16 protein-coding genes are annotated in these 18,046 nt (G+C 69.7%); 9 read left to right on the top strand and 7 right to left on the bottom strand.

The features are described 5' to 3' along the window. Positions 1-90 precede the first annotated feature (90 nt). Both ddaH and KCH87_RS21895 read left to right on the top strand, forming a co-directional pair. Positions 91-867: a dimethylargininase gene (gene ddaH / locus KCH87_RS21900; RefSeq protein WP_210587866.1), complete on the top strand. Its 777-nt coding sequence runs from the start codon at positions 91-93 to the stop codon at positions 865-867. 195 nt (positions 868-1,062) lie between these two features. Next, positions 1,063-2,037 carry an acyl-ACP desaturase gene (locus KCH87_RS21895; RefSeq protein WP_210587865.1) on the top strand — a complete coding sequence of 325 codons (975 nt, stop codon included), beginning with the start codon at positions 1,063-1,065 and terminating at the stop codon, positions 2,035-2,037. A 60-nt stretch (positions 2,038-2,097) separates the two neighbouring features. Here KCH87_RS21895 and KCH87_RS21890 read toward each other — a convergent pair whose 3' ends face one another. From KCH87_RS21890 to KCH87_RS21870, 5 genes are all read right to left on the bottom strand, one after another. Then, the gene (locus KCH87_RS21890; protein ID WP_210587864.1) at positions 2,098-2,343 is read right to left on the bottom strand and encodes a WhiB family transcriptional regulator; all 246 of its coding nucleotides are present in this window, start codon (positions 2,341-2,343) and stop codon (positions 2,098-2,100) included. A gap of 177 nt (positions 2,344-2,520) precedes the next feature. Next, positions 2,521-3,312 carry a VOC family protein gene (locus KCH87_RS21885; RefSeq protein ID WP_210587863.1) on the bottom strand — a complete coding sequence of 264 codons (792 nt, stop codon included), beginning with the start codon at positions 3,310-3,312 and terminating at the stop codon, positions 2,521-2,523. 183 nt (positions 3,313-3,495) lie between these two features. Next, positions 3,496-4,500, bottom strand: a complete 1,005-nt coding sequence (locus KCH87_RS21880) for a LacI family DNA-binding transcriptional regulator (protein WP_210587862.1) — start codon at positions 4,498-4,500, stop codon at positions 3,496-3,498. Positions 4,501-4,595: 95 nt separating this feature from the next. Further along, positions 4,596-5,522 carry an ornithine cyclodeaminase family protein gene (locus KCH87_RS21875; protein ID WP_210587861.1) on the bottom strand — a complete coding sequence of 309 codons (927 nt, stop codon included), beginning with the start codon at positions 5,520-5,522 and terminating at the stop codon, positions 4,596-4,598. Positions 5,523-5,536: 14 nt separating this feature from the next. Then, positions 5,537-6,517: a multicopper oxidase domain-containing protein gene (locus KCH87_RS21870; protein WP_210587860.1), complete on the bottom strand. Its 981-nt coding sequence runs from the start codon at positions 6,515-6,517 to the stop codon at positions 5,537-5,539. A gap of 189 nt (positions 6,518-6,706) precedes the next feature. Here KCH87_RS21870 and KCH87_RS21865 point away from each other — a divergent pair, with 189 nt between their 5' ends. Both KCH87_RS21865 and KCH87_RS21860 read left to right on the top strand, forming a co-directional pair. Continuing rightward, the gene (locus KCH87_RS21865) at positions 6,707-9,190 is read left to right on the top strand and encodes a ThuA domain-containing protein (RefSeq protein ID WP_210587859.1); all 2,484 of its coding nucleotides are present in this window, start codon (positions 6,707-6,709) and stop codon (positions 9,188-9,190) included. Next, positions 9,187-11,388: an OmpL47-type beta-barrel domain-containing protein gene (locus KCH87_RS21860; protein WP_210587858.1), complete on the top strand. Its 2,202-nt coding sequence runs from the start codon at positions 9,187-9,189 to the stop codon at positions 11,386-11,388. The genes KCH87_RS21865 and KCH87_RS21860 overlap by 4 nt, the downstream gene beginning before the upstream one ends. A gap of 3 nt (positions 11,389-11,391) precedes the next feature. Here the strand turns inward: KCH87_RS21860 and ligD are convergent, their stop codons facing one another. Next, positions 11,392-12,417, bottom strand: a complete 1,026-nt coding sequence (gene ligD, locus KCH87_RS21855) for a non-homologous end-joining DNA ligase (protein WP_210587857.1) — start codon at positions 12,415-12,417, stop codon at positions 11,392-11,394. 74 nt (positions 12,418-12,491) lie between these two features. On the opposite strand from ligD, the gene KCH87_RS21850 reads away from it, so the two are divergent. Beyond that, positions 12,492-13,562, top strand: a complete 1,071-nt coding sequence (locus KCH87_RS21850; protein ID WP_210587856.1) for an ATP-dependent DNA ligase — start codon at positions 12,492-12,494, stop codon at positions 13,560-13,562. A 130-nt stretch (positions 13,563-13,692) separates the two neighbouring features. Next, positions 13,693-14,664: a DUF3048 domain-containing protein gene (locus KCH87_RS21845; protein ID WP_308298885.1), complete on the top strand. Its 972-nt coding sequence runs from the start codon at positions 13,693-13,695 to the stop codon at positions 14,662-14,664. Positions 14,665-14,674: 10 nt separating this feature from the next. Here KCH87_RS21845 and KCH87_RS21840 read toward each other — a convergent pair whose 3' ends face one another. Further along, positions 14,675-15,145, bottom strand: coding sequence for a MarR family winged helix-turn-helix transcriptional regulator (locus KCH87_RS21840; protein WP_210587855.1), 471 nt, complete (start codon positions 15,143-15,145; stop codon positions 14,675-14,677). Between the two features lie 186 nt (positions 15,146-15,331). On the opposite strand from KCH87_RS21840, the gene KCH87_RS21835 reads away from it, so the two are divergent. Genes KCH87_RS21835 through KCH87_RS21825 form a run of 3 tightly spaced genes read left to right on the top strand, consistent with a single transcriptional unit; the run spans position 15,332 to position 17,942 of the window. Then, on the top strand, positions 15,332-16,087 hold the full coding sequence (locus KCH87_RS21835) for a CoA transferase subunit A (RefSeq protein ID WP_210587854.1): 756 nt from the start codon (positions 15,332-15,334) through the stop codon (positions 16,085-16,087). After that, entirely contained in the window at positions 16,087-16,731 is a 645-nt protein-coding gene (locus tag KCH87_RS21830; RefSeq protein WP_210587853.1) for a CoA transferase subunit B, read from the top strand. The genes KCH87_RS21835 and KCH87_RS21830 overlap by 1 nt, the downstream gene beginning before the upstream one ends. Positions 16,732-16,739: 8 nt before the next feature. Continuing rightward, positions 16,740-17,942 (top strand): acetyl-CoA C-acyltransferase, encoded by a 1,203-nt coding sequence (locus KCH87_RS21825; protein WP_210587910.1) that lies wholly within the window; start codon positions 16,740-16,742, stop codon positions 17,940-17,942. Positions 17,943-18,046 lie beyond the last annotated feature (104 nt).

Here is an 18,046-nt window from a genome sequence, read left to right as displayed (position 1 = left end):
GGGTTTCGTGCGCCCGGACCTGCCCTGCATGATGGCGGACCGGCGCTGCGTTACGGGCGCCGACCCCTCACCCGATTCGGAGATCTGGACGTGCCCAGCAAGAAGGCCCTCATCCGCCGCCCCAGCCCACGCCTCGCCGAAGGACTGGTGACCCACATCGAGCGGGAGAAGGTCGACGTCGATCTCGCGGTCGAGCAATGGGAGGCGTATGCGGAGGCCCTGCGGAAGCACGGGTGGGAGACCATCGAGGTGGAACCGGTGGACGACTGCGCCGACTCGGTGTTCGTCGAGGACACGGTCGTCATGTACCGGAACGTCGCGCTGATCGCCCGCTCCGGCGCCGAGTCCCGGCGCGAGGAGACCCTCGGCGTCGAGGAGGCCGTGGCCCGGCTCGGCTGCTCGGTGAACTGGATCTGGGAGCCCGGCACGCTGGACGGCGGCGATGTCCTCAAGATCGGCGACACCCTCTACGTCGGCCGGGGCGGCCGTACCAACGCGGCCGGCGTCCAGCAGCTGCGGGCCGCCTTCGAGCCGCTGGGGGCGCGGATCGTCGCCGTACCGGTGAGCAGGGTGCTGCACCTGAAGTCGGCGGTGACGGCCCTGCCCGACGGGACGGTCGTCGGGCACATCCCCAAGGTGGACAGGCCGTCGCTGTTCCCGCGCTTCCTGTCGGTGCCCGAGGAGACCGGCTCGCACGTGGTCCTGCTCGGCGGCAGCAAGCTGCTCATGGCCGCAAGCGCGCCCAAGACGGCGGAGCTGCTCACCGACCTCGGCCACGATCCGGTCCTCGTGGACATCAGCGAGTTCGAAAAGCTCGAGGGTTGTGTGACATGCCTCTCGGTCAGGCTGCGCGAGCTGTACGCCTGACCGGGTGCCGAATCACCCTAAAAGCCCCGCGACCTGCGGGTCCCGGTTACTGCGCACCCGACGCGAAGGCTGGCTGATCAGCAGTCTTTACGGCGTTCTTAACCTACGGATACGTAACCTACGGATACGTAGCCTACGATCCCGTAAGTTACCCGGCACCGCTCGCCGGTTTCTCCCACGTCCCCTGGAGTTCCCGTGACGATTACTTCCCCTCACCTCGGCAGCCCGTCCGCCTGGACCGACGCGAAGCTGCTGTACGCGTTGGAGGAAGTCGTCGAGCAGGAACTCAACCGGCATCTGAAGGTCACCAAGGACTGGATGCCGCACGAGTACGTGCCGTGGAGCGACGGCCGCAACTTCCCCGGGTTCTTCGAGGACGGCGAGGCCTGGGAGAAGGGGCAGTCCAAGGTCACCGAGATCGGCCGGATCGCCCTGGTCGTGAACCTGCTCACCGAGGACAACCTGCCCAGCTACCACCACGAGATCGCCTCGCTGTTCGGCCGGGACGGCGCCTGGGGCACCTGGGTGCACCGCTGGACGGCCGAGGAGGGCCGCCACGGCATCGTGATGCGTGACTACCTGCTTGCCTCGCGCGCGGTGGACCCGGACAAGCTGGAGCAGTTCCGGATGGCCCACATGAGCGAGGGCTTCGAGTCGGACAACCGCCACTCGATGCTGCACTCGGTGGCCTACGTCTCCTTCCAGGAGCTCGCGACCCGCGTCTCGCACCGCAACACCGGCCACCAGTCCGGCGACCCGGTCTGCGACCGCATGCTGGCGCGCATCGCGACCGACGAGAACCTGCACATGGTCTTCTACCGCAACCTGTTGAAGGCGGCCTTCGAGCTCGCGCCCGACCTGACGATGATGGCGGTGCGCGACGTGATCGTGAACTTCCGCATGCCCGGTCACGGCATGCCCGGCTTCGAGCGGGCGGCCGCGCAGATGGCGATCGGCGAGATCTACAACATGCGCATCCACCACGACGACGTCATCCAGCCCGTCCTGCGCTTCCTGAAGGTCATGGAGATCGACGGCCTCGGCCCCGAGGGGCAGGCGGCGCAGGATGAGCTCGGTCTGTACCTGGGCGGGCTGGACGCGGAGGCGTCGAAGTTCGACGAGAAGCTGGCGGCGCGCAAGGCGCGGATGGCGGCCCGGGCCGCGGGCTGAAACGCCCGGGTGCGGCGGTTCTGCCGCCGCCGACCCTCCTTGGCCTCCGGATGCGGCGGTTCAGCGCGACGGACGCCTGAGCTCCAGCCGTTCCTTCTCCGACAGGCCGCCCCAGACCCCGAAGCGCTCGTCGTTGTCCAGCGCGAACTCGAGGCAGGCGGAGCGGATCGGGCACAGTCCGCAGATCCGCTTCGCCTCCCGTACGGAGCTGCCTGGCTCGGGAAAGAAGAATTCCGCCCCGGTCTGCGCGCACAACGCCTCCTCCTGCCAGGAGAGGTCGGGCGGGGCGATCGTTTCGATGTGCATGGCCAGAAGCGTGCCGGGCCGCGAAAAACGTTCGATCAACGCCGGATCAACGCCGCGCCCAGGGCCTCCGGCCACCTCGATGATGACCTCGCGGGGCGGGCCGCCGCACGGCGGCGCGCGGCACGACCGGCGTGATTTCCCGGCGGCCGTGCCGGATGCCGCGGAGTCCGGCTGCGATCAGCTCTCCTGCGGAACGCTCTTGATCACCCCGAAGCGCGCGCCGTACGGGTCCTCGATCTTGGCCAGACGGCCGACGCCTGCCACGTCCGTGGCGGGCAGTCGGATCGTGCCGCCCAGTTCCTGCGCCTTGGCGACCACGGCGTCCGGGTCCCCGGCCTCGAACCACGGCAGCCAGCACGGACCGGACTCCGCCTCGATCGGGCTGTCCGCCAGGGGTACGAGCCCGCCGAACCCGGCGCTCTCGTCCGCCCCCGCGGGGTTGATGCTGGTGTAGGTGCCGTCGGGGAAGGGCGCGGCCGAGGTCTCCCAGCCGAACACCGCGTCGTAGAACGCGGCGGCCCGGGCGATGTCCGGTGTGAAGAGCTCGACCCAGCACAGCGACCCCGCGTCGCCGACCACGTCGAGGCCCTTGCGGGCAGCGGGCTGCCAGATCCCGAAGGGCACGCCCGTGTCATCGGCGAGGATCGCCATCCGTCCCTGCCCCATGACGTCCATGGGTGCCACGGGCACGCTGCCGCCGGCCGTCTCCACCGTCTTGGCCGTGGCGTCCGCGTCCCCGCTCTGGAAATACACCGTCCATGCGGGCGGGCCCTGCTCCGGCGTGGTCTGCATGCCGCCCGCGACGATCCTGCCGCCGGCCTGGAAGAAGCCGTAACCGCCGGCCTCGGGCCCCGCCGACTGGAATTCCCAGCCGAACAGGGCGCCGTAGAAGGATGTTGCGCCCCCGATGTCGGCCGTACCGACATCGACCCAGTTGGGAGCGCCGTTCACAAAACGGGTGGTGAGCATGGTGCCCTCCTTGAGGGGTCCGGTCCCGTTGTCCCGTTGCCTGCCCTGCCGAGTCTTCCACCGCCCACTGACAATCGCCGTCGGAACGCGTCCGCGGCCGTCCTGGGCTGTCGCGGTGATCTACAGGGGACGCACGGCCCGGGGTCCCGGAGGCGCCGACGCCCGCGCATCCGCGTCGGGCGGTTACGCCGAGGCCCGCCGCACCAGCGTCGTCGGCAGGACCACACCGCCCGGCGCGGGTCCGCGCAGCAGCAGCCGGGCCATCAAGCGCCCCAACTCCTCGATGTCCTGACGAACCGTCGTCAGCGGCGGGTCGGTCTGTTCGGCGACGGGCAGCATGTCGTCGAAGCCGATCACGGCGACGTCGTCGGGCACGCGCCGCCCGCGCTCGCGCAGCACCCGCAGGGCGCCGGCGGCGGTCAGGTCGTTCGCGGCGAAGACGGCGTCCAGGTCGGGGCAACGGTCGAGGAGTTCCCGCATGGCCCGCTCCCCGCCGGCCGGCGTGAAGTCGCCCTCGACGACGAGCCGCGGATCGACGTCGGCCATGACGTCCCGGAACCCGTCGAGCCGGTCCACCGCGGAGGTCTGGTCGAGGGCGCCGGCGATGTGCGCGATGCGGGTACGGCCGAGGCCGACGAGATGGCGTACGGCCTCGCGGGCGCCGCCGCGGTTGTCGCTGTCGACGTAGACCACTCCGCTCGTGCCGTCGCTCCAGCCGGGCCGGCCGCCGAACACGGTCGGCACTCCGGCGCGTTGGATCAACTCGGGCAGTGGATCGTCGAGGTGCAGGGAGAACACGAGGGCGCCGTCGACATGGCCCCCGGCGAGATAGCGGCCCACGCGCGCGTGGTCGTCACGGCCCTCCGTGAGCAGCAGTACGAGCTGGTTGTCGTGGGCGGTCAGCTCTTTGCTGATCCCGCGGAGTTGGAGGGCGAAGAAGGGGTCGGCGAAGACCCGGGTCTCCGGTTCGGCGACGACCACGGCCACGGCGTCGTGCCGCCGGGTCACCAGGCTGCGCGCCGCCTGATTGGGCACGTAGCCGAGCTCCTCCACCGCGCGGCGCACCCGCTCGACGAGGGGTTCCCGCACGCCCTCCCCGCCGTTCACCACCCGGGACACGGTGGCCCGCGAGACTCCGGCCCGGGCAGCCACGGCTTCCAGCGTGGGACGGTGTGCGGTATCGGACACTTGGGCGCTCCTCCTCGGCCGGTGCCGATCAGGATAGCGGCGCCCCGAGCCGAGGTGAGAGCGCTCTCCGCACCGCCATCGGCGCCGGCTCCCGCTCAGGCCAGCAGGTCGATCCGCTGGCCGAGCCCCTCCCGCCGGGCCCGCTCGTAGGCGAGCCACGCCACCGCCAGGTCCTGCCAGGGAAGGCCGACGGGTGCGTAGACGGTACGGTCCGTCACGCTGCCACGCCCCGCATGCTCGCCCCGCAGAACCTCCCCGAGCGTGGTGTCGGCGGTGACTCCGGGTCCCGCCGACGCGCCCATCGCCGCGGCGAGTTCCCGGTCGTCGACGACCAGGAGCGCGGCGGAGAGCAGATCGGCGGCCAGTTCCCGCTTGCCGGGCTCGTCCGCGCCCAGGCTGGTGAAGTGCCGGCCCTCCCCGGCGTCCGCCAGCCGCAGCAGCGGCTCCCGGGACCAGGTGGCCAGCAGGACGGTGTCGGCGGCCGCGGCGACCTCCGGCGCGGAGGCGACCACCCGCCCGTCGTGCCGGGCGGCGAACGCGGCGGCCCTGTCCGCGTCCGTGTCGTGGACCACGACCGGTCGATGCCCCCGCAGGGCGGCAAGGCCGCGCACCATCAGCTCGGCCTGCGCCCCCGCGCCGATCACCCCGACGGCCTCCGCGGCACCCGCCAGGACATCCGTGCCCAACGCTGCCGCCAGCCCCGTACGCCAGGCCGTGACCGTCGCCGAGTCCAGCAGGGCGAGCAGTTCGCCGTCCCGGCCGCTGTGCAGGCAGATCACCCCGCGCAGGGCGGGCCGGGCGCCCGGGAACTTGGCGTTGACCTTGACCGTGTAGGCGTCGATGCCCGGCAGCAGGCCGGGCAGCAGCGCCGTCGCCGTCCCGGGAAACGGCAGGTCGGTCCGTACCCGCCGGCCCGCGAGGGGCGCGTCCACCGCCGCACGGAACCCTTCGCGCAGGACGGCCAGACAGGCCTCCGGCTCCAGTACGGCCTCAAGGTCACTCCGGGTCAGTAGCAGCGTCACCCGTCCATGATCCGTCAGTGCTCGTGCGCGGACCCCGAGGTCGCCTCTTGACCATGCTCGTGCGGGTCGTAACCGGGGATCGTCCCGTCCGCCTTCTTCACCAGGAACAGCCCCACCATCCCCATGTCGGAGTGGCTCTGGACATGGCAGTGGTACATCCACGCGCCCGCTCCCACCCCCTCCCCCGCGATCACCTGGAAGCCGAAGGAGTCCGCCGGGCCCACGATCTTGTTGTCGATGACCTGGCTCGGGTCGTCGGGTCCGGTGAGCATGCCGGTGCGGTTGTCCGCCCAGCGGTGACCGTGCATATGGAAGGTGTGGTAGTACTCGCCGTGCGTGATCATCACGATCTCGACGCGATCGCCCACCGTGGCCTCGAAGTCGGGCCCCGAGTGCGCCGGCTTGTTGTTGATCAGCATGTCGTTGAAGACGATGGTGTACGTCATGTCGGGCAGGATGTCGCCCTGACGGCGGACGATCACCGGACCGTACAGGCCCTTGCGGATGCCGCCCGTGCCGTGCTCGGTGCCGACGACATGGTCGTGGTAGTGCCAGTAGCCGGCGCTGCCCGCCCGCCAGGTGCCGTCCTTGCGTCGGCCGGGGACGTGGGTGCGCCAGGTGTAGGTGCGGGTGCCGCCGGGTTCGACGTCGCTCTTGTTCAACTTGGTGCCGTCGCTGGAGATTTCGTAGTCCAGGCCGTGGACGTGCAGGCTCGCCCGCACGTCGGTGGTGTTCTCGAACTCGATGTGCAGGGTGTCGCCCTCGTTGAGTTCGATCAGCGGCCCGGGGATCGTCGCCTTCCCCTTCTCGAAGCCGTAGCCCAGCTGCCCGTCGGCGAACTTCTCGGCGTACAGCTTGATGTGCTTGACCGCGCCGCCGGCCGGAGCCGTCTTCGCCGAGGCGTCGACGCTGACGGCGTCGGGGGCCATGGACAACGATGTCGCCACGGCCGCGCCGCCCAGCAGCACCCGTCTGTTGAACCCGCGTCTGTCCATGCGGAACTCCCCACCCTGATACGGAACTTGCGGAGACGCACCTGTGATGAACCTGTGCGACCGTACCGGCCGTACTCCCGTTTATCCACACCCGGGACAAAGTTCGTGCCATTGCGGTCATAGGTATTGGCGGGTCATTCAAAGAGGTCTAGCTTCCTTGGCGTTGTGGCTGTGACCGAGGAGGTGCCCATGCGCTTACGAGGGTTGAGCACAAGAAGAAGACGGGTCTGGGCGGCCACTGTGACCGCCGGTGTCGTCGCCGCCGGACTCATGTCCGGACCCGCCGCGAACGCGCGTCCGGACCCCGGACCGCCCATGACAACGATGTCCATCAAGTCGCCCCCGGGCAGCGCGAACGTACGGGTGCTGATCTTCTACGGTTCCGCGGCGTCCGGGGAGGAGTCGCCGGTCGTGAACGCCGGGATCGAGGCCATCGAGAAGATCGGCCTGTCGGGACCGGAGAACCAGCGCTACCAGGTCGTGGCCTCGGACGACGCCTCGGTCTTCACCGACGAGACCCGGCTGGGCCGTTTCAACGCGATCGCGTTCCTCACCGGTGGCGGCGACGTCCTCGACCCGGAGCAGGAAGCGGGCCTGGAGGCCTACATGGAGGCGGGCGGCGGTTTCGTCGGCGTCCATGACGCGGCACGCGCGGAGCCGTACTCGGACTGGTTCACCGGTCTGGTCGGCGCCCGTCCGGCGGCCTCCAGCCCAACGGCCGTACAGCGGGCGACGGTTGAGGTCGGCGACCGGCAGCACCCTGCCACCAAGGATCTGCCGGTCCAGTGGAAGCACCCGGACCAGTGGTTCAACTGGGTGAAGAACCCCTCCGGCGAGGTGCACACCGTCGCTCGCGTCCGCGAGTCGACGTACCAGCCGGGCACCACCGCCAACGGCTGGGACCACCCGGTGAGTTGGTGCCGTGACTACGACGGCGGACGCTCCTTCTACACCGGCATGGGCGGCACGGTGTCGTCGTACGACGAGACCGAGTTCCGCGCCCATCTGCGGGGCGCGCTGCTGTGGACGACCCGTCTGGCGCAGGCCGACTGCAAGGCGACGATCAACGCCAACTACAAGGCGGAGCGCCTCACCCAGGCCAACCAGCCGGGGCAGAACGACCAGATCGGCGAGCCGCACGGCCTGGTCACCGCACCGGACGGTCGCGTGCTGTACATCGGCCGCGGCGGCGCCGACTCCTCCCAGCCGGTGATCACCGACTGGAACAACCCGGACATCGGCAAGGGCAAGGGCGAGATCCACGTCTACGACCCCGCGACCAAGAAGGTCACGCCGGCGGGCGCGTTGACGGTGTTCGGCAACAAGGGCGGTGGCGACGAGCTCATCAAGGTCGAGGAGGGGCTGCTCGGCATCGAGCTGGACCCGGGCTTCGAGCAGAACGGCTGGGTGTATCTGCACTACACGCCGCACTCGCAGCTCAACCGCGACACGCAGATGGCCGAGCGGCGCGTCTCCCGCTTCACGCTCGACCTCGCCACCAACAAGCTGGACCTGAGCAGCGAGAAAGTACTGCTCAAGTGGCCGGTGCAGGTCCACAGTTGCTGCCACGCGGGCGGCGGGATGTCCTGGGACTCCCAGGGCAACCTGTACATCGCGACCGGCGACAACAACTCCAGTGGCTTCAGCGACGGTTACTCGGGCAACAACCCGCAGCCCAACTACAAGGGTGTCTCCTTCGCCGACGCGCGCCGCACCGCCGGCAACACCAACAACCTCAACGGCAAGATCCTGCGCATCCACCCGGAACCCGACGGGACGTACACACTGCCCGCGGGCAACCTCTTCACCGGCAAGGAGACCGACGAGGGCGGCGGCAAGACGCGCGGCGAGATCTATGTGATGGGCGTCCGCAATCCGGCGCGCATCTTCGTCGACCAGCAGACCGACATCCTGTACGCGGGCTGGGTCGGCCCGGACGCGGGCGCACCGTCGACGACCTGGGGCCCGGCCAAGTACGACACGTTCGCCGTCATCACCAAGGCGAGCAACCGGGGCTGGCCGTACTGCATGGGCAACAACCAGCCCTACCGCGACCGCAATCTGCCGGACCCGACGCAACCGCTGGGCTGGTACGACTGCGACGCCCCCAAGAACGAGTCGCCGAACAACAACGGCCTCGTCAACCTGCCGCCGGTCACCGGCAACAACATCTGGTACTCGCCGCAGGGCGGCGCCCCGGACTATCCGCGCGACGCGAACGGCATCCCCTCCTACAAGCAGGAGGAGGCCAAGTACCTGCTGCCATGGCTCAAGGGCGGCGGCCAGGCCACGATGAACGGCCCGGTCTACCGGTACGACGCACAGAGCACGAGCGCGACGAAGTGGCCTTCCTACTGGGACGGCAAGTGGTTCGTCGGCGACTTCTACGACGGCGAGCAGCCGCGCAACGCGGTCATCACCGATCCGAAGACGCACGGCGAAGGCGGTCTGCCGATCCACTCGGAGTCGCTGAAGAAGATCGTGCCGGTCGGCAACGACGGCATCAAGAACCTCATGGACTGGAAGTTCGGTCCGGACGGGTCGCTGTACGTCCTCGACTACGGCCGCGGCTTCTTCACCTCGGACGCCAAGTCGGCGCTGTGGCGGGTCACTTACACGGGCGGCGGGCCGACGCCAGCCGCCGGTCAGCTGGCGAGGGGGGCTGCTCAGTGATACGCGAACGAAGAATCCTGACGGCCTTGCTGGCCGCGCTCCTGGTGGTGCTGGGGCTCCAGGCCCTGCCCGCCGCCGGACAACCGGAGCCCCAGGCTGCCGCGGCCCAGACACTCACCTGGACCGCCGGCGACGACATCACCAAGTACATGTCCGCGCCGGCGACGGCGGTGGAGGGGACGACGACGATCGTCTTCGAGAACAGTGTGGCGACCGGCAACACGACGGGCATGCCGCACACTCTGACGTTCGACGTCTCCGACCCGGAGTACAACAACGACGTCCCGCTCAACATCCTCGCCAACCCGAACGACGACCAGGGCGGCAAGCACACCGCCGAGGTCACGCTCACCCCCGGCCGCTACCGCTACTTCTGCACCATCCCGGGACACGGCCAGATGCAGGGCATCCTCGTGGTGACCGAGGGCACCGGCGAGGACACCACCCCGCCCGAGACCTCGGCCCAGGTGAGCGGGACACAGAACTCGCAGGGCCAGTACGTCGGTTCGGCGAGCGTGACGGTCAACGCCACCGACGAGGAGGGCGGCTCCGGGCTCGACCGCACCGAGTACGCGGTCGGCGACGCGGGCGCCTGGCAGCCGTACACCGCCCCGGTCGTCGTCGACCAGGTCGGTGACCACAAGATCCGCTATCGCGCCTTCGACAAGGCGGGGAACGTCGCCGCCGAGAAGAGCGTGCAGTTCACGGTCGTCCCGCCGCCGACCGACGACACGACGGCGCCGGAGACCTCTGCGACCGTCAGCGGCGAGCAGAACCCCGACGGCACGTACATCGACATGGCGACCGTCACCGTCTCCGCCTCCGACACCGGTTCCGGCGTCAACACCATCGAGTACGCGGTCGGCGACGGCGCCTGGCAGTCGTACACCGCGCCGGTGATGGTGCACGAGGTCGGCGCTCATACGGTGCGCTACCGGGCCACCGACAAGGCGGGGAACGTCGCCGCCGGGAAGAGCGTGCAGTTCACGGTCGTGGCGGCGCCCCAGCCGGACACGACTCCGCCGGTGACGGGCGTGACCGTCGAGGGCACGAAGAACTCCGCCGGGGCGTACATCGGCAACGCCAAGGTGACCGTCACGGCGGCCGACGAGCACCATGGCTCGGGTGTCGACCGGATCGAGTACTCGATCGACGGCGGGCCGTACCTCGCGTACGGCGCCCCGGTGGTCGTCGACCGCGCGGGCACGCACACCCTCGCCTACCGGGCGACGGACAAGGCGGGGAACACGGCCGCCGCCCGCACGGTGACCTTCACGGTGGTTTCCAGCCAGGTCCCGTCCCCCAACTGCCCGGAGTTCGACGAGCGGTTGACGGTGATCGTTGGCACAGTCGACTCGGGTGTCCCGAACCGGATCACCAACAGCCGGTGCCGGATCAACGAGTTGATCGAGGACGAGAGGGAGTGGACGTCCCACGCGCTGTTCCTCAAGCACGTGACGACGGTCCTGGACAAGCTCCTCACGGAAGGGGTCGTCGACCAGCGCGAGTACGACGCCGTCCGCAAGGCGGCCCGTCAGTCCGGGATCGGCACGCCCGGCCAGACCGAGGGCTACCGCACGATCCTCGACGGCAGCGCGGAATCCTTCGCCAAGTGGCAGCAGGTGGGCGGCGGTTCGTTCGCGCAGAACGCCGACGGCTCGATCACGAGCGGCACCAGCAAGCCGGGCCTCGGCATGCTGTGGTTCCCCGAGCGGAAGTACGGTGACTTCTCGCTCAAGCTCCAGTGGCGCGACGACGCCCCGGGCACCGGCAACGCCAACTCCGGCGTGTTCGTCCGCTTCCCGTGGGTCCACGACCACTCCGAGGAGTCGCGGCCGGAGTGGGTCGCCATCAAGTACGGGCACGAGGTGCAGGTGTTCGACCGGCCCGACGGCGACATGTACAAGACCGGGTCGATCTACGGCTTCGACCGGGTGGGGCTCGCCGGTGCGGGCGTCACCCAGAAGGGCACGTGGAACGACTACGAGATCCGGGTGGTGGACCAGCACTACTCGGTCTACCGCAACGGCGTGCTGATCAACGAGTTCGACAACACCGGCGGCCAGGACTTCGTCCCGCCCCGCTCGGACGATCCGGGCACGGACGGGCGGCGGTTCGCCTCCGGCTACCTCGGGCTCCAGGTGCACGGCACGACGGATGTGGTCTCGTACCGGGACGTCCGGATCAAGGAGTTGTAGACATCAAGGAGTTGTAGGTCCCTCTGTGCGGGCTTTGCTCGGCTGTACCCGCTTGGGTTCTCCCGGCATCTTCGGATACTCGGGCGGGTACGGCAGATCCCCGAGCCCGTGCTCGTGCTCGTCCTTGTTGGCCAGCTCCAGCAGCGCGTCCAGCGAGTAACGGTGGTCATCCATGTCCGCGTGCACATCGCCGAGTTCGGCGAAGCGCGCGGGCATGGTCGCGAGGTCGAAGTCCCGGGGGTGCGCGACGCCGACCTCGTCCCAGCGCAGGGGCGCCGAGACGGGGGCGTGCGGGCGGGGTCGTACGGAATAGGCCGAGGCGATCGTCCGGTCCCGGGCCGTCTGGTTGTAGTCGACGAAGATGCGCTCGCCGCGCTCCTCCTTCCACCACTTGATCGTCACCTGCTCCGGCATCCGGCGCTCCAGCTCCCGGCCCACGGCGATGGCCGCACGGCGGACCTGGGTGAAGGTCCAGCGCGGTTCGATGGGCACGAAGACATGCAGGCCGCGTCCGCCGGAGGTCTTGGGGAAGCCCTGGAGGCCGCCGAACTCGTCGAGGACGGCGCGCAGTTCATGGGCGGCGCGGACGGCGTCGTCGAAGTCGGTGCCGGGCTGCGGGTCGAGGTCGATGCGGAGTTCGTCGGGGCTGTCGACGTCGTCGCGGCGCACCGGCCACGGGTGGAAGGTGAGCGTGCCGTACTGCGCCGCCCACAGGACCGCGGCCTCCTCCGTGGGGCACATCTCGTCGGCGCTGCGGCCGCTGGGGAAGGTGATGTGGGCGGTCGGGATCCAGTCGGGCATGTTCTTCGGGGCCCGTTTCTGGAAGAAGTTCTCGCCGGTCACGCCGTCCGGGTAGCGCTCCAGGGTGGTGGGCCGGTTGCGCAGGGCGCGCAGGATGCCGGGGCCGACGGCGATGTAGTACCGGGCGAGGTCCAGCTTGGTGAACCCGCGCTCCGGGAAGAACATCTTGTCCGGGCTGGACAGCCGTACGGTCCGGCCACCCGCCTCCAGTTGCACCGCTGCACCCATGCGAGCCACGGTAGGCGCACCGCGCACAGCTCGCACACTGGGCGATCAGCTGAACATGGGAGCAGAATCGAAGCATGGATCTGCCGGTGATGCCTCCCGTGAAGCCGATGCTCGCCAAGTCGGTGGCGAAAATCCCGCCCGATATGCAGTACGAGGCGAAATGGGACGGTTTCCGGGCGATCGTGTTCCGCGACGGGGACGAGGTCGAGCTGGGCAGCCGTACGGGCAAGCCGCTGACCAGGTACTTCCCCGAGGTGGTGGCGGCACTGAAGGAGCGCTTGCCGGAACGCTCGGTGCTGGACGGCGAGATCGTGATCGCACGCGAGGGACGGCTGGACTTCGACGCGCTGACCGAGCGGATCCACCCGGCGGACTCCCGGGTGCGGATGCTCGCCGAGAAGACCCCGGCCTCCTTCGTCGCCTTCGACCTGCTGGCACTGGCGGACGAGTCCCTGACGGACGTGGAGCTGAGTGACCGCCGGAGGCTCCTGACCCGGGCGCTGGAGGGCGTGACGGCCCCTGTGCACCTGGCCCCGGCGACGACCGACATCGACGTCGCGCGGCAGTGGTTCGAGCAGTACGAGGGGGCGGGCCTCGACGGCGTCATCGCCAAGCCGCTCGGCGTGCGCTACCTCCAGGACGAGCGTGCGATGTTCAAGATCAAGCACGAGCGCACGGCGGACGTCGTGGTCGCGGGCTACCGCTTCCACAAGAGCGGCCCCATCGTGGGCTCCCTGCTGCTCGGCCTCTACGACGACCGGGGCGCCCTCCAGCACGTGGGCGTGTCCGCCGCCTTCGCGATGAAGCGCCGGGCCGAACTCGTCGAGGAGCTGGAGCCGTTGCGGATGGACGATACCGCCGGGCACCCCTGGGCGGCCTGGGCCGAGGAGTCCGCGCACGAGTCGGCGCGACTGCCCGGCGCGCCCAGCCGCTGGTCGGGCAAGAAGGACCTCTCCTGGGTTCCCCTGCGGCCGGAGCGGGTCGTCGAGGTGGCGTACGACCACATGGAGAACGGGGCACGCTTCCGGCACACGGCCCGGTTCCGCCGCTGGCGCCCGGACCGGGATCCGCACAGCTGCACCTACGCCCAGCTGGAGGAGCCGGTCGGCTACGACCTGGCGGAGATCTTCGGCCCCGTGCACTGAAACGCCCGCGAACCGAACGGACGCATGCCGATCGACGTATGCCCCGCGGCGATTCAGAATCGATCGCATATGGCCATGAATCGGCCCATAGGCGCATAATCGAGACACAAGACTGGTGGCAACGGTGGGCATAGGACGAAGGGCGCGCACACGACGCGCCGCGATACCGGCGGCGCTTCTGGCCGCCACGATGACCCTCTCCCTGGCGGCCGGCTGCACCTCGCCGGGCGACTCGGCCGACGACGGACGCGGATCGGACCGGGGACAGCCTTCGCAGAGCCGTGGGGCGGGCGATGACCCGGTGCTCGCGGTGAAGATCGACAACGCCCGCGCGGCCCGCCCCCACACGGGGCTCGACTCCGCGAACGTCGTCTACGCCGAGCAGGTCGAGGGCGGTCTGAGCCGGCTGATGGCGGTGTACGCGACCAAGCTGCCGAAGGTGGTCGGCCCGGTGCGCAGCGCCCGTGAGTCGGATCTGGAGCTGCTCAGGCAGTTCGACGGGCCCACGCTCGCGTTCTCGGGGGCCCAGCACAAACTGCTCCCACTGATCGACAAGGCGCCGTTGAACGCCCAGTCGCCCGAGGAGGCGCCCGGCGCCTTCTACCGCGGCGAGTCCAGGCCCTCCCCGCACAACCTCTACCTGCGGCCCTTCCAGCTGATGTCCTCCGTGCCCGGCGCGGACGCGCTGACCACCGGCTTCCGCTACGGCGGCGCACCCTCGGGCGGGCGGTCCGAGCACTCGCGGACCGTGCGCTACCCGGGGGCCCGGTTCACGTTCACCTGGTCCGAGGACCAGTCCGGCTGGCTGGTGTCGATGGACGGTGCGCCGGCCATGACCGACGGGGAGCGGATGGCCCCGCCGACGGTCGTCGTCCAGTACGTGAACGTGCGCCCGTCCAACTTCTCCGACTTCCTCGGCAACAACACGCCGTACACCGAGACGGTGGGCGAGGGGCGGGCGGAGGTGCTGCGCGACGGGAAGGTCTTCGAAGCCCGCTGGAAGCGTCTACAGGCCACCGACAGCACGGAGTTCACCACGGGGAGCGGCGCGCCGCTGAACTTCGCCAGGGGCCAGGTCTGGGTGGTCTTCGCGAAGGGCTGAGCCGGACGCGCTAGCCCGTCTTCGACGCCGCAAGGGGTTCCGTCGGGTTGCGGAGCCCCTCTGCCGCGTCCGAGACACGGCGGATGAGATCGAAGAACACGGTCTGCTCCTCGGCGGTGAGCGGGGCCAGGAAGACCTGGTTCATCCGGGCCGTACGGACCGTGAGCTTGCGGTGGGTGCGTGTGCCGTCGTCCGTCAGGCACAGCAGGAAACGGCGGCCGTCCTGCGGGTCGCGCACCTTGTCGAGCAGACCCCGGCGGCCGAGCCGGCTGATCACCTCGGCGATGGTGGACCGGTCGAGCCCCACGCGCTCCCCCACCGTGCGCTGGTCCAGCCCCGGCTCGTCGACGAGCGCGTTGAGGACCGCGAACTGCGGTGAGGTGATCTCCTCGGAGACCATGGTGTTCCACAGCAGGTAATGGGCCTGCTGGAACCGCCGGGCCAGGTGCCCGGGGTGGGTGGTGAGGTCCACCGCGGCCATGTGCGCTCCTCAGCGTGAGTGCAGGATTTCGTCGGTGCACTGAACGATATCGCATCGCCTTGACCCACACCTCGTCCGTCACCAGGGGTCTTGACGGCACAAACCAAGGGTGGCAGCGTGAGTCAAACTTCGCATAGATAGTCAGTGCTCTGACTAATTTGCGTCTGATGAGATGGGGCTTCACGGATGGACAAGGTGGTCGCCACTGCCCTGGAGGCGGTGGCCGATGTGCCGGACGGCACGACCCTCGCGGTCGGCGGATTCGGCCTGAGCGGTGTGCCGAACGTACTGATCCAGGCGCTGTACGAGCGGGGCGTGAGCGGCCTGGGCGTCGTGTCCAACAACTGCGGGGCGATGGAGTCCGGTCTCGCCGTGCTGCTGGCCGCGGGCCGCATCGCCCGGGTGACCGGCTCCTACATCGGCGCGAACAAGGAGTTCGCGCGGCAGTATCTGGCCGGCGAGCTCGAGGTGGAGATGATCCCGCAGGGCACGCTCGCCGAGCGGCTGCGGGCCGGCGGCGCCGGCATCCCCGCCTTCTACACCCCCGCGGGCGTCGGGACCCAGGTCGCCGAGGGCGGACTGCCCTGGCGCTACGACGGTTCCGGCGGCGTCGCGCTGGCCTCCCCGGCGAAGGAGGTACGGGAGTTCGACGGCGTGGAATACGTGCTGGAGCAGGGCATCCGCACCGACTTCGCGCTCGTCAGGGCGGCGAAGGGCGACCGGCACGGGAACCTGGTCTTCAACAAGTCCACGCGGAACTTCAACCCCCTCGCGGCGATGGCCGGCCGGGTGACGATCGCCGAGGTCGAGGAACTCGTCGAGCCCGGCGAGATCGACCCGGACGCGGTGCATCTGCCCGGCATCTTCGTGCAGCGGGTCGTCGCGCTCACCCCCGAGCAGGCGGCGGACAAGCAGATCGAGCAGCGGACGGTGAGCAGCTGATGGCCTGGACCCGGGAACAGATGGCCGCCCGCGCCGCACGCGAACTTCAGGACGGCCAGTACGTCAATCTCGGCATCGGTCTGCCGACCCTCATCCCCAACTACCTCCCGCCGGGCGTCGAGGTGATCCTGGAGTCGGAGAACGGCATCCTCGGCACCGGTCCCTACCCGACCGAGGACCAGGTCGACCCCGACCTGATCAACGCGGGCAAGGAGACCGTCACGGTCCTGCCCGGCGCCTCCTACTTCGACTCGGCGCTGTCCTTCTCGATGATCCGCGGCGGGCACATCGACGTCGCCGTGCTGGGCGCCATGCAGGTCTCCGCCCGCGGGGACCTGGCGAACTGGGCCATCCCCGGCAAGATGATCACCGGGATCGGCGGCGCGATGGACCTCGTGCACGGCGCCCGTACGGTGATCGTGGTGATGACGCACACCGCGAAGGACGGCTCCCCGAAGATCCTCGACGAGTGCGCGCTGCCCCTCACCGGGAAGGCGTGTGTGAACCGGATCATCACCGACCTCGGCGTGCTGGACGTGACGGACGACGGACTGCTGCTCGTCGAGACGGCGCCCGGTGTGAGCGTCGAGGTGATCACCGCCAAGACCGACGCCAAGCTGACCGTAGCGGAGGGCCTGAAGTGAAGTCCGCAGTGAAGAACGTCTACATCGTCGACGCGGTACGCACGCCGATCGGCCGCTACACCGGCGGTCTGGCGAGCGTGCGCCCGGACGACCTGGGTGCCCACGCCATCCGCGAACTCCTCGCCCGCACACCGCAGTTGGACCCGTCCCGGATCGAGGACGTCTACTTCGGCAACGCCAACGGCGCCGGCGAGGAGAACCGCAACGTCGGCCGCATGGCCGGGCTCCTCGCGGGGCTGCCGACATCCGTGCCGGGTGTCACGGTGAACCGGCTGTGCGCGTCGGGTCTGGAGGCCGTGATCCAGGCGGCCCGGACCATCGCGGTCGGGGACGCCTCCATCGCCGTGGCGGGTGGTGTCGAGTCGATGACCCGCGCGCCGTATGTACTGCCGAAGTCCGACAAGCCGTTCCCGGCCGGGCACGCCGAGCTGTACTCCACCACCCTGGGCTGGCGCATGGTCAACGCGAGGATGGAGCCGCAGTGGACGGTTCCGCTGGGCGAGAGCGCGGAGCTGATCGCCGATAAGCACAAGATCAGCCGTGAGCAGCAGGACGAGTTCGCGCTGGCGTCCCACCAGAAGGCCGCGGCTGCTCAGCAACAGGGCCTGTTCGACGCCGAGTTGGCGCCGGTGTCGATCCCTCAGCGCAAGGGCGAGCCGGTGGTGTTCGGGGCGGACGAGTGTGTACGGCCGGACGCGTCCCTGTCGGCGATGGCCAAGTTGAAGCCGTCGTTCCGCAAGGAGAACGGCACGGTGACGGCCGGCAATGCCTCGCCCCTCAACGACGGGGCCGCCGCGCTGCTCCTCGTCGACGAGGAGGGTCTGAAGGCGACCGGGCGCGAGCCGCTGGCCCGGGTCTCCGCGACCGGGGTGTCCGCGCTTGACCCGCACTACTTCGGGCTCGCGCCCGTCGAGGCGGTTACGCGTGCGCTGGCCAAGGCGGGCAAGGGGTTTGACGATCTGTCGGTGCTGGAGTTGAACGAGGCCTTTGCCGCGCAGGTGCTGGGGTGTGTGGCCGAGTGGCCCGAGTTCGATCCTTCGATCCTCAATCCGCAGGGTGGGGCGATCGCCATCGGGCACCCGCTCGGTGCGTCCGGGGCGCGGCTTGCCGGGACGGTGGCGCATCAGCTTGCCCGTGCGGGCGGTGGGGTTGGTGTCGCCACGCTTTGTATCGGCGTGGGCCAGGGTCTTGCTCTCGTCCTCGAACGGTAGAGGGTCCTCTGGTTGTTCGGAGGCTGCCGGCCAGATGTGGCTGGTCGCGCAGTTCCCCGCGCCCCTAAAGAAGGGCGTTGCTGTCCCCCCTTGAATTCATGTGA

This window comes from Streptomyces sp. GESEQ-35 (genome assembly GCF_017948485.1).
Lineage (GTDB): Bacteria > Actinomycetota > Actinomycetes > Streptomycetales > Streptomycetaceae > Streptomyces.
Note: the sequence above shows the minus strand (reverse complement) of the source record. Positions and strands in the feature narration are given on the sequence as shown.

Excerpts from the sequence above, each read along its gene's own strand:
- KCH87_RS21890 (WP_210587864.1), bottom strand. The coding sequence starts at position 2,343 with ATGCACATCGAAACGATCGCCCCGCCCGACCTCTCCTGGCAGGAGGAG.
- KCH87_RS21885 (WP_210587863.1), bottom strand. The coding sequence starts at position 3,312 with ATGCTCACCACCCGTTTTGTGAACGGCGCTCCCAACTGGGTCGATGTC.
- KCH87_RS21870 (WP_210587860.1), bottom strand. The coding sequence starts at position 6,517 with ATGGACAGACGCGGGTTCAACAGACGGGTGCTGCTGGGCGGCGCGGCC.
- KCH87_RS21865 (WP_210587859.1), top strand. The coding sequence starts at position 6,707 with ATGCGCTTACGAGGGTTGAGCACAAGAAGAAGACGGGTCTGGGCGGCC.
- ligD (WP_210587857.1), bottom strand. The coding sequence starts at position 12,417 with ATGGGTGCAGCGGTGCAACTGGAGGCGGGTGGCCGGACCGTACGGCTG.
- KCH87_RS21850 (WP_210587856.1), top strand. The coding sequence starts at position 12,492 with ATGGATCTGCCGGTGATGCCTCCCGTGAAGCCGATGCTCGCCAAGTCG.
- KCH87_RS21840 (WP_210587855.1), bottom strand. The coding sequence starts at position 15,145 with ATGGCCGCGGTGGACCTCACCACCCACCCCGGGCACCTGGCCCGGCGG.
- KCH87_RS21835 (WP_210587854.1), top strand. The coding sequence starts at position 15,332 with ATGGACAAGGTGGTCGCCACTGCCCTGGAGGCGGTGGCCGATGTGCCG.
- KCH87_RS21830 (WP_210587853.1), top strand. The coding sequence starts at position 16,087 with ATGGCCTGGACCCGGGAACAGATGGCCGCCCGCGCCGCACGCGAACTT.